A 14,562-nucleotide genomic window follows, 5' to 3' on the forward strand; every position below is an offset into this window, starting at 1 on the left:
TTACCACTGACGACAACTGAGCGCAGGCGGAGCCGATCCGATAGCGTCACAACGGCATGTCGTGAGCGGACTGGGATACGTCCATAGCCCGTTAAACAAATCGAGAACCAGCCGCTCATTCTGGTTCCCTAGAGGGTGGGTAGAATTCGTTCTACGTCTGCTTCTTTCCCTCATTCATCCTGTTTTGAATCGCCAGAATATACTGGTCCAAGCGTTGGCTTAGCTCCACAACGGTATCATTTGATAGGCTGCCCGTCTCCTGAACCAATTGAATCAATTGCCGGCGCAGTTCTTCAGTTGTCGCTAACAAGTCATGAATACGTGGAAAATTGCTCCTTTCCTGTTCAAACTGCTGCATGGTACACTTTACATGAGGGCGTCGTCCCTCCCTTTTTTGGGGCGTTCCTTTACTCTGGCGACGAGGAGGAACGTACTTTCCGCATGTCATTGTTTCTATGGGCCTCCCCTCCTTTTTCTGACAAAACAGGACAATTATAACTATACAATGGTATCCCAAAACTTCCAGACTGAAAAAAATGGAATAATGAAAAGCACCCCTGAGGGTGCTTGTGATTGAATGCTTAACCGCCCATTCCATTTGTAAGAATGGTGTTTGACTTTCAACCAGCAACGTTTCGACATTTGAAATACCGCTTCCTACACGAAATGTGAAGATGTGTGATGTCGATGCTCCCAAAACAATTCTGCACATCGTTTGAGCGCTTGGTGATGATTCATCCTGTCAGCGAGGGAAAGGCAGGATAACGTTTCTTCTAGAGCTTTGGCAATACGCCCCCTTTTATACTCATAGATAGCTTTACAATACCCAAAATGAGAATATCTGCTAATATTAATCGGATCTTGATAGTTCTTAAAATGATTGATTTCTTCAGAAAAATGTTCCAGAATGTGATCGATTGAAAAGTCATATTTACTAGCTGATTCCATGATTGTTAGTAATCCGGCTGGTATTTCGGCGGGGTGATTGATCAGAAAATCCACATACTCCGGTAGAATGTCGATATTCCCCATCAACAGATCAAGGGTATAGAGATTGGCTTTTGCCCAGATTCGGAACTTTTCGACTTCTCTTTGTCCAGTTTCGTCCAAAAGTTGAAACCATCCCAGGTCGGCATATCCCTGCACATACTTTTTGGCTTCTTCATACCTCCCTTGCATTTGTAATGCTACGCCTTTTGCAAGAAATCCTTGTCCATAGTAAACAACCAGGTGACGCTCTGTTTTTAACGGTTCGCATTCCTTGCTACTTTTCCGTCTGCGCAGCTCGTCTTCATAAACTGCCGTTGCGAGGGCACGCAATTCGTCGGCGTATTTTTCAACCTTATTCCATTTTTGTACCATAAAGCAAACATTAGCCAGTTTTAGTAAAGCATCTAACTGATACTGTTCAGGCAAACGCTTTCGATAGGGGTCAAAGCGTATTACCGCCTCCCAATGTTCCTCTGCATTTGTTCCTTGCAATGTTTGAAATAATCGATAGTGAGCCAACACGAAACAATCGTTGTGGCTGTCCTTTTCGTTATCTATTACGAGCTGATAAAATGGCACTGCCTCTTTTCGTTTCCCGGTTTCAAATAGCTGCTCGGCCACGGAGAAAAGAATCGACACATGTTTCGGGTTCTCTAGCAATTTGGGGACAATAGACTCAATACAATCCTGCCTTCCGATTTCCGCACAGCGGATCAAATATGGCACCAGTCGTGGCCGTGATACTTTTCCCTCGGAGAAACACTCTTCTTCGTACAAATCGTACAGCCATCCCGGAGCCTGTCCAAAAGCCGCAGCCAACGCATCCAACTGCCGAATCGTTATTGCCCGAGGCGGATTTCTGTTCAGGATGGCACTTAAATGTCCCTGATTAATGCCAGTTATTTCGCTAAGTTTCCTGAGTGTGTAGCCGTGCTTTTTAATCTGACGCTCAATTTCAGATCGCAAGGACCGGCGCACCTGTTGCAATCCCATAAGCAAGCACTCCCCCAAGGAATTAGAGAAATTACCTTTATTTTCCTGTATTTTACAATATCCTCAGATGATAGACAAGCGCTTTTCCCATCCCAGTTATGGCTCTCTGAATTTTCGGGGGGCTGGGAGAATAAAAATAGGGCAGCGGATATTCCCAGCTGTCCCTTTTTTGTTTGGGCTCGCTGGGGGTGTGTCGAAAAAAAGAGCAAGTTCTCGGGCCCACATGTACTTCACGTTCGGTTGGAAAAGATGTAAGATACAGGAAGATACTCCTTTCTCTGGCGAGGCTGAACGGAACGCATTGGTGCATCGTCAGAAACGGGGTTGAATGGCTGTGCCAAATATTGTAATATGTTAGAAAAGTTTCATTTTTGTGTAAATTCGGAGGAGAACGTCATGGCAAAAATCGTATTGATTAACGGCAGCATGAACCCTGAATCGGTGACAAAGCGCGTACTTAATCTGTTCGCAAAGCTGTTGCAAAAACAAGGTCATGAAACGGAACTGATCTGTGTGGCGGAGACAAACTTCCCCCTGTTCAGTTTTACGGTACCGCAAACAGAAAAAATGATCGAAATTTCGGAAAAGATTAAACAAGCTGACGCCTTTATCGTGGGTTCGCCCGAGTATCACGGCGGCTACACAGGTGCGCTGAAAAATCTGCTGGACTATCAGGACGGGTCGGGATTCAAGCACAAGCCGATTGCGCTATTGGCCGTATCGGGAGGCCTAAAGGCAGGGATTCTGACGCTTATGAGCTTGCGGCAGGTGTTTCGTTCTCTGCACGCAAACGTGATTCCGGAGGAGATTGCCATTTCCAGTGAACACGAGCTGGACGATAACGGGCAGCTGAATGAGGCGTGCCGGAAGCGCGTGCAGAGCGTCGTCGCCGGACTGCAGCGGGAGTTAAACGTTTTGTCCGTTCGCAATCGTGTGGAAACGGAAAGGAGGTGAGTCCCATGGAACAAGTAAAGAATCAACAAGAAGCAGTGGAAAACAATGAAGATCTGGACCTGGAAGAGCTGGAAGACATTGATTTTCTCCTGGAGGACATCGAAGACAAGATCGCACCGCTTGCGTAGCCTGCGGGTAAGATGATCTATCATGCGCTTGATAGGTCATCTTGCCTTTTCTTTCCGCTTCAGTATCTATTTAAGAATCCTCATGAACAGAGAGGGTGTGTGATGGAAAAAGCGCTCGCGAACGAGTTGATCCAGCAGTTCCTGGCGTACGGGCATGAGGAAGTCGAGATATTTCATGAAGAAAAGCAGGTCCACTTGCTCCGCACGAGGCGGGGCGGCGAAAAGCCGGAGTGGAGAGTGACAGTTGGTCAGGGTGTTGGGGTGCGTATTTCAGGTGAAATGGGAATGAAATACCTCCACTTTCCCATGTCACCTGCCGATCTCCTGGAGCATGTAAAAAACGGCCGGAACACGGCCTTATTGAGAGAGGTGCGCAGCGGGAAGCAGGTCGGCGATGAGGAGGCTCAACATGTCGGTGTACCCTTATCGGCGATGGCTGCAGCGTTTGAAGAACTGCATGACAGGTGGCAGCGGGGGTTCAGAGCAGCCGGACGGGTGAACAGCCGTTGTATGGAAAGTGTCACCTCGTTTGACCAGCGCATTACCGTGGCGCGATCCGACGGCTTCTACGCTGACGATCACCGCTCCTACTACACGATCGACATCCAGGGAGAATGGACGGAAGGATCGCGTCCCATGTACATGAGCCGTTCCTGCGGCGGCCTCAATCTGGAAGAACTGCGTGCGGGGTTTGCCGGATTCGTTCAATCGGCACTCGCTGAGTTCGACGATTTGCAACAGTACATAGACATCGAAGGAGGAGACTGGTGTGTGGTGCTGGGGCCGGGAAACCCTGCGATCCTGATCCACGAAGTGTGCGGGCATGGATTGGAGGGCGATCTGGCTGCCCATCCGGACGCAGTCTACGGGGGAAAATTTGGACAGCCTGTGGCATCGGAGCAGGTGACGTTGGTTGACGACCCGACCATACCGGGTCTGTCCGGCAGTTATCGCGTGGATGACGAAGGGGAAAAGGCCAAATCCACCGTGCTGATCCAGAAAGGCCGGCTGCAGGAACTGATGTACGACCGTACGGCCGCCAAGCGGTGGGATACGCATTCGAACGGACACGGGAGGCGTGTGTCGTATCGATACCCGGCGATTCCGCGGATGTCGAACACATTTATTCAAGCAGGCGAGTACACGCCTGAAGAAATCGTGCGTCAAACCTCCCGCGGGCTGTACGTTCGCAAACTTGGCATGGGAGAGACGGAACTGACCACCGGGCGGTTTCGGGTGCGTGTGGTGGAAGGTTTTTTGATCGAGAACGGCCGGATTACGCGTCCGACAGGCGACCTGTGGCTGGTCGGCAACGGTCCGGACCTGCTGTCTTCCATCGACCGTGTCGGCTGCGATCTCCGGATGCATCATTCACGCCACGCGACGTGCCACAAATTTGACCAGATGAATCTCGCGGTCAGTGTCGGTCAGCCGACGATTCGGGTAAAGAAAATCCATGTGGAAACGGGTGCTGGTAGATCATGAACATCGGGGTGATCGATAACGTACGCGTCGACGATTGGGCTGCCCGGCTGGCAGAAAGGGCAGTGGCGGCGGGCGCTGACAACGTGGAGATTTTCCTGCGTGTGGAGGAGATGGTGCGCCTGCACTGGACACCTTACCAAGGAATCGCATTCAGAAGCGGCACGGAAAGCAATGTGCATGTGCAGATGGACGTCGACGGACAGACCGTGACGTTTGTTTCCGACGCGCTGAATGCTGCCGGCATCGAGAGCCGGTTGATCCAGACGGTGCGGGAACTGATTCGCACTCCACGAGATCGGGTGAAGCAGATCACATGGGTCGATACAGCCAGGACGGAGCGGTATACGCAGCTTGATTCGGACGCGGATGCCGTCGATTTTCCTGCAATCCGCGACATGATGCGGAAATGGCAGGAACGATTCGTCCCTTCCGCCTTTCATCTGCATCGCTGGGAGTGCATCAGCGGGCGCACATTCACGGCGCTGGTTCGCTCAGACGGCCTCATGATGTCGGATGCAGCAAACAAGTACATTCTCCAGCTCTTGCTGGAGGGGCGACACGGATTTTTGCTCGAAGGAACGTTTGCGCTTCGAGCGGCTGATTTCAGGACGGGTGACCTTGAGGATCGGATCGGTCAGTTGCTGGCGTGGCCGCGGGAAGAGACGACACTTCAACCGGGCCGCATTCGGCTGTCCATACCGCCCAGCATCGGGGCCGACATCGCGCGCAAATACGGCATCCTGTTTTCCGGGCCGCGTTTGTTGGGCTCACCCGAGTTGGCGGGACTGGTCGGGAAGCGGCTGGCCAGAAGGCACGTAACACTGGTCGATGATGCCCGTTTGCCGGGCGGATGGGCAAGCCGAGCGTTTGACGAGGAAGGAACGCCGTCGCAACGCACGGTGCTGATTGACAGCGGCGTCATGACGAAGTTTCTGCACTCGACGGTAACGGCGCGAAGGTGGGGCGTCACCTCCACAGGCAATGGCGTTCGCTCGCGGAACCACTCCGACAGTGTAAGTCCGAGCAACATCTATTTTGTACCCGGCGGGACGGATCACGCGGAATGGAGGAGGCAGACCGATCTGGGCGTGGAGATTGTTCACGCAGTGCAGCCGCCTGAATTTGTCAGCCAAAACGGGATGATCAGGTTTGTAGCCGACGGGTGGCTAATACGCGGTGGTCAGCGCGAACGACAAGTGAGTTCGGTAGCAGTCGCCCTGCATCCGTTCCGCTTTCTCCGCAAACTCTCTTCCTTCGGCAGCGACCTGACGTTCTTTCTTCAGGCAAAGGGCGCCGGATCGCCAACGATGTTTGTTGACGATGCTGAGGTACAGGAGGGGCACATTGTCATCTGAAGTAGAGGAGGATGTTCCTATGGCACACGATCAAGCCGGGTACAAGCAATTGTTCACCATCCCGAATTACGTGTTGGTGTGGATCGGTCAAACGACCGCGAATTTCGGGGACTCCCTGTACCAGATTGCGTTTTTCTGGCTCGCCTACAAAATGACCAATTCCTCGTTCGTCGCGGGTCTTGTGGTTCTCGCCACATCGGCACCGTACATCTTCTTTGGGCTGCTCGGCGGCGCCTATGCCGATCGCTGGGACCGCAAACGCGTGATGGTGTACGGGGACATCATCCGCCTCGTCTCTCTCCTCACCGTACCCTTTTTCTACTGGCTCGATCTTTTGCACGTATGGAATCTGTCCATTACGGCATTTGTGCTCAGTACGGTACGCTGCTTCTTCTTCCCGGCGATGAGAGCGTCGCTTACGAGCTTTATGCCGAAAGAACTCTGGTCGGCAGGCAACTCATTCATGCAGGCCTCCTTCCAACTGATGCGCGCCATCGGGCCGATGATCGGAGGCGTGCTGATTGCCCAGACCAGCGCGATTTTCATCTATCTGATCACCGCCGCCAGCTACGTCGTCTCGATCCTGGCCCTGTTGCCGACCAAGATACCGCCGATTGAAAAGAAGAATGTGCACGTATCGGTATTCCGGGACATCTATGACACGTACCTCTTCGTCAAAACCGTTCGTCCGCTGTTTTGGTCCATCTTTTTCTTCGGCGTGGGTCTTTGTCTGATTGTCGGTCTTGACCGTTTGGGCCTTCCCATTCTTTCCGATCAGGTGTGGGACATGGGCTCCAAGGGGTATGGGATCATTTTGAGCGCGTTTGCGGTCGGCAACTTGCTGATGACGCTTTTGCTCGGCAAAGTCCAGATCAAGAAATTCGCAAGGGTCATTTTCAGCGGCTGGGCGCTTTGGGGCGTGTTTTATTTCCTGATCGGCTCCACAGACATGTTTGTCTTGGCGGTCGGCTTCGCCTTCCTGGCCGGCGCGGCGGAATCGTTGATCGATATGCCGCAGATTCTGCTCGTGCAGAACTCTGTGCCCAACGACCGGCTTGGCAAAGTGTTCAGCATGCAATCGACGACCGCCTTCATCGGTGAGTCCGGTTCCAGCCTGCTGGCCGGTGCGTTGATCGGGTGGCTGGGAGCGGCTGACAGTTACAAGGTTGCAGGCGTCGGGCTGATCTTGTGCGGCGTGGTTGGATTGTGGCTGACCCGGACTGCCCACCGTGTTCCATCTTCCGTTTCTACACAGGGATAGGGAAGTGATTTGATGTTGAAAAAAAGCCAAGCGGTGCTGACGCATTCGCTGGATACCGGTTGGGAGCTGCTGCCGGAATTCGTGTTTCGTACGACCGGCTTTCCCTTTGAATGGTTGGAAGAGTTGCGGTGCACGCAAACGCTGGCGCAAGCGAAGCGGCTTCTCGCACTGGAGCAGGAGCGGGACCGGCTGCGCGATCGCTTTGTGCACGAGCTGTTTCCCCGCCTGATCGCGTTTGAACAAGAGAGGGAAAAGGTCGGGTCGGCGGTGTTTTCGACACTGTACAAATTGAGGAAGCGCGTGATGAAAAACCGGACGCTCTCCCCGGACGATGTGGCGTTTTGGAAAAGCCGCCGGTATGAAAACGCCGATTGGGAGCGCTTTGTGGATGAGTGGAACGAGCTGGAAAGCAGGCGGGTAGAGGCAATTGCGGCGGGGGAGGAGCTGTTTCAAGCGGAGTTGGCCCGCGTGCGCCGCGTTATGATGGCGAAGGTGGCCGATCCGCGATTTCAGGAGGCGGTGTTTCTCAGCAGCCCGTCTTCCTTTCAGCAAGTGAAAAAGTACGGCAAAGATTGGGAAGCCAAGCCAGAACCGGAGTGGAACAGCACCGCACGAGGTACCGAGCGATTAATCTTCGCGTACCTGCAGCGTTTTTGTGCCAAGAACGACACGACGTCGTTCTTCGGGCCCGTCAATTACGGAACATGTGACGCCGCAGAGCCGCGTGCGATACGACGCGCGTTTCGCGAAGGGAACGTCCTGGGAAAGCGGCGCGTGTTTATCGCCCACTGGTATGTCAAGCTGCTGGCGCAAAAGCTGGCCGGGCGGAAGGAGATCCTCCCACATCTGAAGCCGCGCCCCAATCCGCTGGTGCGCCCCCTCGACAATCACACGTTTCATTTCCACGGACTCAACCGGACGTTCCGCTTGCCGGATGCGCATGCACGTGTGTTTCTGGCGTTGGACGGCGAGAAGACGGTTTCGCGAGTGGCCGCGGAATTGTCGATGGATGAATCTGCGTTGATCGCGCTTTTGCATGAGATGCAGAAAAAACGGTTGATCGAACTGTCTATTCCACTCTCTCCGGTGCGCGTAGACGCCTTGGCCGAACTGCGGGACCAGCTGGCTGCGTTTCCGCCGGAGGCACGTCAAGCGGGGGAGGAGTTGATCGATAGACTGGAAGGCTTCCGGTCCCTATTGGAACATACCCCGTATCCGGAGCGCGTACAGGTGTGGGAGGATGTGGAAAAGCAGCTCGCTGACCTGGTGGAAGGGGATACGCGGCGGAAGGGCGGAGCCTTGTACGCGGACCGCACCGCGCTGTACGAAGATTGTGCGGGCACACTCTCCGCGTTGACGATTGGCGGCCCTCTGTACCGGGCGCTGACCGGTTCGTTTATGACAACATTGAAATTGCTGACAGCAGGTGCCGTCCTGAAATGGATGGATTACCAACAGGCGGGCAGGACACTGTACCGCAAGCTGTCGGCGGACGGGAATGTGGTCCGCTACATCGACATGATCCCGCTGTTTGAGCAGGGCGAATTGGAGATGAGGTACACCCGTCAATTCCAATCCCGCATCCAAGAGCTGCTGCGCCGTCGACAGGAGGAACAACCGGGGGCAGAACTGCACATCAGCGAGGAAGAGGTCCGCGACCTGTTGGAACCGTTCCAGGAAGAGATCGAACGAGGATTGGCTCACCTGCAGATGACCCTGCCAAGTCCCGATATCATGGTCGCAGCTACTTCGGCTGATGCGATGGAGCGAGGGGAATTCCAGCTGGTTCTCGGTGAACTGCATGATGACTGCTCAACGATCTTTAACGGGTTCATGGCGTACTTTGCGGATGATCCAGAGGCGCTGTGGGCACGGTTCGAACGGCGCATTCAAAGGATGCCGCAGTGGGAGCGCATGGCCACGATCATCACAGAACGTCGAAACAAGCATGTCACTCCGGAGCTGCCGGGCCATACGATCTTGCTCTCCGCCGTCTCGACCAAAGAGCCCGCCTATGTCATTCCGATCCATCAGGTCGAGGTGCGCGAGATCGACGGACGGCTCACGCTTTGGGCAAACGAAAGGCCGCTCACCCTCTATCCGGGAGATTTGCACTCGGCCGCGCACGGATGTTTTTCCCTTCCATGCGTGGTGCCGATCGAATGTACTGTTTCCAGCGAGCTGGAGGAGGCGGACGTGAAACGCTCTCCCCGCATCGTCGTTGACAGCGTGGTGATTCAGCGTGAACGGTGGCAGATCCCGGCCGAACACATGCGGGCCGATTCCCAGGAACTGAAAGGGTTCCCTCTGTTTGTGCACATGGCTCGCACGCAGATGCAGTTCGATCTGCCCGACCGCTTTTTTGTGAAATGGAAGGCGGGCGAGAAACCGATGTATGTCGATCTGTCCATCCCTTGGTCGCTTGAATGGATGGTGCGGGTGGCGGCCCAAGCGGACCGCGTGTCGATCAGCGAGATGTGTCCGGGCCCGGAGCATCTGTGGTGGCAGGATGCGATCGGTGTTCATACGTTTGAGCTCCGGACAGGTTATGTGTACGACTACTCTGCCGGTTTGAGGCAGAAGCAGGAAGCGAGGATGGATAGGCGATGAACATGATGGCGGCCGAAAATCAGGCGGGGACGCAGCCGTTTTCCCCTGATTTTGAATGGCGTTTTTTCCCGCACTACATCATCCGCAGTACCGGTTTTCCGTTTGAGTGGCTGGAAGCATTGGCGTTTCCCCGCACCAGCGACTTGGCACGGCAGATTGTGCAGATGGAGCGTTCGTTGGATGCCCAGACGGGAGTGCTGCTGGAAACCGCCGAACGAAGCGGCGGGCTGCCGAGAAAAAGCAGGCAGAAGCTGTCACGGTTTTTGCAGCGCCGGGAAAAAGGCGCCGCTGACAAACTGGCCGAACTGGAACTGACTGACCGCAATGAGCTGCTCGACTGCGCCGCAACCTGGGACAGGCTTGCCAAAGACTACCAGGCATTGCTGGCCCTGGTGCCGGAGATGTTTGAGCAGGAATTGGCCGAAAAACGCGAAAAGCTGCGCGAGCTCGTGAAAGATCGCAAGTACCAGGAGGCGGTCTACCTATCCTCACCGGACATGTACGCAAACAACGTCCCGAAGTATCTCAACTACTCACCGCTGCCGGACCGAAACGCAGCCATCAAACGCATGGAACGGCGCTTCTTCCATTACGTGCAGCGCCTGTGCGGAAAAAACGAGACCTCCAGCTTCTTTGGCCCGCTGAACTACGGAAGCATCGACGATGCTGATCCGTCGTACCTCGACGCGCATTTTCAAACGGGCGACATCATCCGGCATCGCGAAGTATTCCTGGCTTTCTGGGCAATCAAACGCCTGGCGGAAGCCATCAAGCAAGACGATCAGCTTCGTCCTCATCTCCCGGTCCATCTGCATCCGATGGTGGAGGCGGTCCCGGAGAAAGGGGGGTTGCACCTGCACAACAGCGGCAAAACCGTAACCGTAGGCCGTACGCTGGCCGCCCTGCTCAGGGAGGCGGACGGCACGAAAAGCCTGCCGGAGCTGCTCGCCCATCTGGATGAGAAGGAGCGCCTGGCTGTGGAAAAGCCGCTTTCACACCTGCTGCAAGCCGGGCTGTTGAAGCAGGAATTGCACGTTCCGTCAACGATGGGAAACCCGCTCCCCTACGTGATCGAACAAGTGGCCGCGCTGCCGCCGTCCGATCAACGGCAGATGTGGCTGGAGCGCTTGCGCGGTTGGGAGGAATGGCTTACACGCATGTCGGCCGAGCAGGATTTGCAGGCCCGCATCGAGCTGATCAGCGAAGGGGAAGCGCGATTCACCGAGCAGACCGGGGAATCGGCCCGCCGGGGCAGCGGCAGTCTCTATGCCGACCGCTACATTTTCTACGAGGAAACAAAAGGGCACATCGAGCGATTTGTCATGGGCAGGCGTTTCCATGAAAAGCTGTGCAAAGACCTTCGCGGGGCGCTGGAATTGAGCGCGTACTACGGCTACGAACAATGGCTGCATGCGCAAAGGCTCGGCAAAGAGGTGTTTGACACCATCTCCAACGGGGGAGATCCCGTTCCGTATTACACCTTTGTGAACGCGCTGCGGGACAGGTATCCCGACTCGTTGGAACCGTTCAAACCACAAGCTGTCGAGGAAATCGAAGAACTGGTCCGCATCAAAGCGGCTGACAGCCCGCATTGTGTCGAGCTTTCCAGCGCTGCACTGCCGATTCGCGAAGTCACGATGCCGTTGTACAGCTTGCCGGACCTGTTTATCGCCAGCGAAAGCATCGACGCGATGGCGAAAGGGGATTTTCAGGTTGTTCTGGGCAAGCTGCACAGCCACGTGCTCGTGCCCAACTGGATGACCGTCTTCTACCCGAACCGTGAAACATTGCGGGAAGACCTGTGCCGTGAGCTGAAGAAGACGGCTGAGTTCCGTCAACTCGTCGCTCCGGAAGTCGTCCGCCGCAACAAAGGCTTTTACGATTTTCCAGGCCGTGCGATGCAGTTTGCAGAGCTGTCCTTGAAAAAGGGCGACGACGTTATCCCGATGTACGATCTGGAGGTCGTATTAAAGGAAGACGGCACGCTCGGGCTGCGCAGCGTGAAGAGCGGTGAAGAGATCCGCCTGTACATTCAATTGGCCGATCAGGTAACGTATCTGCCCTTCATGCTGTTTGCCCTGCCGGCTTTGACACACATGCCGATTTCGCTCGGCGACCATACCCCGCGCATCGTCATCGACGGAGCAGTCTACCAGCGGGAACGCTGGGAATGCGAGGGAAAGGCGGTCGCGGAATTGCTCGACAAAGACGATGCAGCTGCGTTCCTCAATGTTTTCCGCTTCAAAGAAAAGCAGGGAATGCCGGACGTGGTCTACATTCGCGGTCTGTCGGAACGCAAGCCCTATGTGGTGGATTTTCGCAACTTCTTCTGCGTTGAGATGCTGCGCTCGATCGTGCAAAACAATGAGCGGCTCTTAATCGAAGAAATGCTGCCGACTCCCGGGCAGTTGTGGCTGAACAGTGAAGCGGGCCGATATTCCTGCGAATTTCGCATGAACGTGTGGAAGACCAGAACCGAAAACAAAGGAGGCGGACTATGGTAGCCGTTCCCGAAACGTCTGTGAAAATCGATTGGAAACGCTCGCTCATCGATCAGCTTCAATCTGTGCGAGAAGCGGCTGTGCTCGTGATCGGAGAAGAGCGGTTGGGCGGTGCATTGCTCATGGCACAGGCAGCAGAAGACGTGCACCAGGCAGGTCATCTCGCCGTGTCGATCGACTTAACCGGGCGCATGTCCCACTCTTTTTACGGGCTAAAAGCGATGCTCTTGGCGCTGGAACCCGTTCTTCGGCAGGAGGCTGCCGACTTGCTCATGGCACATGCGGCCGAGTGGACCAGTCTGTTCCCCCATGCCAGGGACGACGAGCTGTTTGCAGGCACCGTCAGGCTTGAAGAGATCGCCCTTTCGGCTTCCGAACGGCGTCTCTCGCGGGAAAATGAGCAGGTATTTCGCCTGATCACAGGCTCCGTAAGCCTCGTGCTGCAAGCGATGGAACGCTGCCCTTCACTGGCGGGCAAAACGCTTTGGCTGTTTATTAACAGCCTGGATGAGGCTGACCGGCTCTCCGCTCATGCCTTCCACAACCTGCTGCTGCGCCGCCATCCGCACATCCGCGTCGTCGCCACGATGCGCAGCGTTCCGCAGCCTGTGCCGAAAGTGCAGGAAGGCAATCCGCTTCAGGTATTGTTCGATGTTCGCCGGATTCGTGCGCAGTTCTTGTCCGATCTGGTGGGCGATGTGCAGCCGCGTATCTTGGAGCTGCAGGCGTGGACGGAAGACCAGGTGCGCGCGTTCGTGGAAGTGAAGCGCCCCGATCTTGTGGAACGGTTCCCGCTGATTTACAAGCAAAGCGGCGGCATGCCGATGCTGGTGCAGGCGCTGCTCGCCGGCGCCGGGGAAGGGCTGGGCACGTTCGAGTGGACAGCGGAAGAGCAATCGTTTTTGCGGCTCTATCGCGCCGTGCGTGCCAAAGAGCACGTTTGGTCCGCGGCCGGCGTTCAGGCGATGACGCGGGACCGTCTGCTTCTGGCGGAGCAGATGGACGCGTCGGAAGCGCCCGGTGAAGAGGAAGTGCAGGCCGCTCACCGCTTGTTGTACCAAAGACTGACGGCGCGTGGATGCCCGCCGAGCTGGACGGCGGAAGAGTACCACAGCCACCTGGCCTATCACGCTTTTTTGGCAGGCCTGATGGCAGATGGTTTCGCACATGTAGAGCGAGCGGTGGAGATTTCTGAATATTGGGGCAACTACGAAAACGTGCTTGCGCTCGTCAAACTGGCTCTGCGAGCGGAAGAATCATTCACGGTGGAGCAGAGAGTCTACCTGTGGAAGCGCTGTGGGTTGATGCAGGCATACCTGGGGAACTACGACGAGGTGAACGCCGCATACGAACAGGCACTCCGAGTCGCGGATACCCCTACCATGCGCGCCCAGCTGTACGCCTTTTTGACCTTGGTGGCCACGAAGCGACAGTTCAACGTGGAGCGCGCCGAAATCCTGGCGCATCAAGGATTGCGGGAGATCGAAGGCCTGGAAGATGAGGCGGCCATGATCGAACGCGGCTGGCTGCACAACACGCTCGCGCTCACCCGCTTTATGCAAAAACGGTACAAGGAAGCGTACGAACTGTGCAAGACGGCGTTTCAGTTTCTCAAGAGCCAAAGCAACTCGGAAGCGCTGCATTTGAAGATTAACCTGGTTTCCAATATGAGCGTGGTCGCTGAACAAATGGGCAATATGGACATGGCCCTGAAGATCTGGCGCCGTTTCGAACAGTTCCTCCGCGGCAGCGGCAGCCGTCTTTTTGCCAAAATCTACTTCTATCGGGAAGCAGCTCTTCTCTTGTGCATGGGCGATGAGGAGGCGGCTTTAACACAGCTCGTCCGGGCGTACGAGGAGGCAGGCGCCATCACTGATCATTTTCATATGGACGTGATCGCGCGCAACATCAGTTCGCTGTACCAGGAGCGCGGAATAGTGGACGCGTGCATTGACTGGCTGCAAAAGAGCGAACGACACGCGCTCGAAGTGGGCAGCTACAACCGTGCAGAAGGAGCCAGAATTGCCGCTGCTGCCATCGCGTACGAAACGGGGCGCGGTGGGGAGCAAACGGTGGAAATCCTGAAGCAATTGGAGGACACTTGTCGCGTTGAACGGCGGCGCGAGCTGTGCAGACAGCTGATTCTTGAATGGGAGCAGGGCGGCCACGATGTGACGCAAGCGGTCATTCGTCAGGAGTTGCAGCGGCCGCGCACCAAACTGGGCATGCCGTTTTATCTGATTCATATACCATACGGCCACGTGATAAAAGAGTAGGGGGGACCC

Annotated in this window: 10 protein-coding genes; 8 read left to right on the forward strand and 2 right to left on the reverse strand. The window is 55.5% G+C overall.

Annotated elements, in window-relative coordinates; translation table 11 throughout:
* Nucleotides 1–151: 151 nt before the first annotated feature.
* Together FOI68_RS06720 and FOI68_RS06725 are read right to left on the reverse strand one after the other, a co-directional pair.
* On the reverse strand, nucleotides 152–358 hold the full coding sequence (locus FOI68_RS06720) for an aspartyl-phosphate phosphatase Spo0E family protein (RefSeq protein ID WP_143862697.1): 207 nt from the start codon (nucleotides 356–358) through the stop codon (nucleotides 152–154).
* Nucleotides 359–657: 299 nt separating this feature from the next.
* Complete coding sequence (locus tag FOI68_RS06725) at nucleotides 658–1,983, reverse strand: helix-turn-helix domain-containing protein (protein ID WP_143862698.1); 1,326 nt, start codon at nucleotides 1,981–1,983, stop codon at nucleotides 658–660.
* Between the two features lie 396 nt (nucleotides 1,984–2,379).
* On the opposite strand from FOI68_RS06725, the gene FOI68_RS06730 reads away from it, so the two are divergent.
* The 8 genes from FOI68_RS06730 (at nucleotide 2,380) to FOI68_RS23340 (ending at nucleotide 14,553) form a co-directional block, all read left to right on the forward strand.
* Nucleotides 2,380–2,937 (forward strand): NADPH-dependent FMN reductase, encoded by a 558-nt coding sequence (locus FOI68_RS06730; RefSeq protein WP_143862699.1) that lies wholly within the window; start codon nucleotides 2,380–2,382, stop codon nucleotides 2,935–2,937.
* A gap of 5 nt (nucleotides 2,938–2,942) precedes the next feature.
* Nucleotides 2,943–3,065: an ammosamide/lymphostin RiPP family protein gene (locus FOI68_RS06735; RefSeq protein ID WP_143862700.1), complete on the forward strand. Its 123-nt coding sequence runs from the start codon at nucleotides 2,943–2,945 to the stop codon at nucleotides 3,063–3,065.
* Between the two features lie 102 nt (nucleotides 3,066–3,167).
* Nucleotides 3,168–4,550: a TldD/PmbA family protein gene (locus FOI68_RS06740; RefSeq protein ID WP_185973888.1), complete on the forward strand. Its 1,383-nt coding sequence runs from the start codon at nucleotides 3,168–3,170 to the stop codon at nucleotides 4,548–4,550.
* Complete coding sequence (locus tag FOI68_RS06745) at nucleotides 4,547–5,905, forward strand: metallopeptidase TldD-related protein (RefSeq protein WP_143862702.1); 1,359 nt, start codon at nucleotides 4,547–4,549, stop codon at nucleotides 5,903–5,905. The genes FOI68_RS06740 and FOI68_RS06745 overlap by 4 nt, the downstream gene beginning before the upstream one ends.
* A 19-nt stretch (nucleotides 5,906–5,924) precedes the next feature.
* Nucleotides 5,925–7,166 (forward strand): MFS transporter, encoded by a 1,242-nt coding sequence (locus FOI68_RS06750; protein ID WP_185973889.1) that lies wholly within the window; start codon nucleotides 5,925–5,927, stop codon nucleotides 7,164–7,166.
* Nucleotides 7,167–7,178: 12 nt separating this feature from the next.
* Nucleotides 7,179–9,776, forward strand: a complete 2,598-nt coding sequence (locus FOI68_RS06755; protein WP_143862704.1) for a lantibiotic dehydratase — start codon at nucleotides 7,179–7,181, stop codon at nucleotides 9,774–9,776.
* Nucleotides 9,773–12,280: a lantibiotic dehydratase gene (locus tag FOI68_RS06760; RefSeq protein ID WP_143862705.1), complete on the forward strand. Its 2,508-nt coding sequence runs from the start codon at nucleotides 9,773–9,775 to the stop codon at nucleotides 12,278–12,280. The genes FOI68_RS06755 and FOI68_RS06760 overlap by 4 nt, the downstream gene beginning before the upstream one ends.
* The gene (locus FOI68_RS23340; RefSeq protein ID WP_185973890.1) at nucleotides 12,274–14,553 is read left to right on the forward strand and encodes a hypothetical protein; all 2,280 of its coding nucleotides are present in this window, start codon (nucleotides 12,274–12,276) and stop codon (nucleotides 14,551–14,553) included. Before FOI68_RS06760 ends, FOI68_RS23340 begins: the two co-directional genes overlap by 7 nt.
* Nucleotides 14,554–14,562 lie beyond the last annotated feature (9 nt).

Source organism: Brevibacillus sp. LEMMJ03 (genome assembly GCF_007197875.1).
Taxonomy (GTDB): domain Bacteria; phylum Bacillota; class Bacilli; order Brevibacillales; family Brevibacillaceae; genus Brevibacillus; species Brevibacillus thermoruber.

What these genes read in the sequence shown, in the direction of transcription:
- FOI68_RS06735 (WP_143862700.1), top strand. Translation starts at nt 2,943, where the DNA reads ATGGAACAAGTAAAGAATCAACAAGAAGCAGTGGAAAACAATGAAGAT.
- FOI68_RS23340 (WP_185973890.1), top strand. Translation starts at nt 12,274, where the DNA reads ATGGTAGCCGTTCCCGAAACGTCTGTGAAAATCGATTGGAAACGCTCG.
- FOI68_RS06755 (WP_143862704.1), top strand. Translation starts at nt 7,179, where the DNA reads ATGTTGAAAAAAAGCCAAGCGGTGCTGACGCATTCGCTGGATACCGGT.
- FOI68_RS06730 (WP_143862699.1), top strand. Translation starts at nt 2,380, where the DNA reads ATGGCAAAAATCGTATTGATTAACGGCAGCATGAACCCTGAATCGGTG.
- FOI68_RS06725 (WP_143862698.1), bottom strand. Translation starts at nt 1,983, where the DNA reads ATGGGATTGCAACAGGTGCGCCGGTCCTTGCGATCTGAAATTGAGCGT.
- FOI68_RS06750 (WP_185973889.1), top strand. Translation starts at nt 5,925, where the DNA reads ATGGCACACGATCAAGCCGGGTACAAGCAATTGTTCACCATCCCGAAT.
- FOI68_RS06720 (WP_143862697.1), bottom strand. Translation starts at nt 358, where the DNA reads ATGCAGCAGTTTGAACAGGAAAGGAGCAATTTTCCACGTATTCATGAC.
- FOI68_RS06760 (WP_143862705.1), top strand. Translation starts at nt 9,773, where the DNA reads ATGAACATGATGGCGGCCGAAAATCAGGCGGGGACGCAGCCGTTTTCC.
- FOI68_RS06740 (WP_185973888.1), top strand. Translation starts at nt 3,168, where the DNA reads ATGGAAAAAGCGCTCGCGAACGAGTTGATCCAGCAGTTCCTGGCGTAC.
- FOI68_RS06745 (WP_143862702.1), top strand. Translation starts at nt 4,547, where the DNA reads ATGAACATCGGGGTGATCGATAACGTACGCGTCGACGATTGGGCTGCC.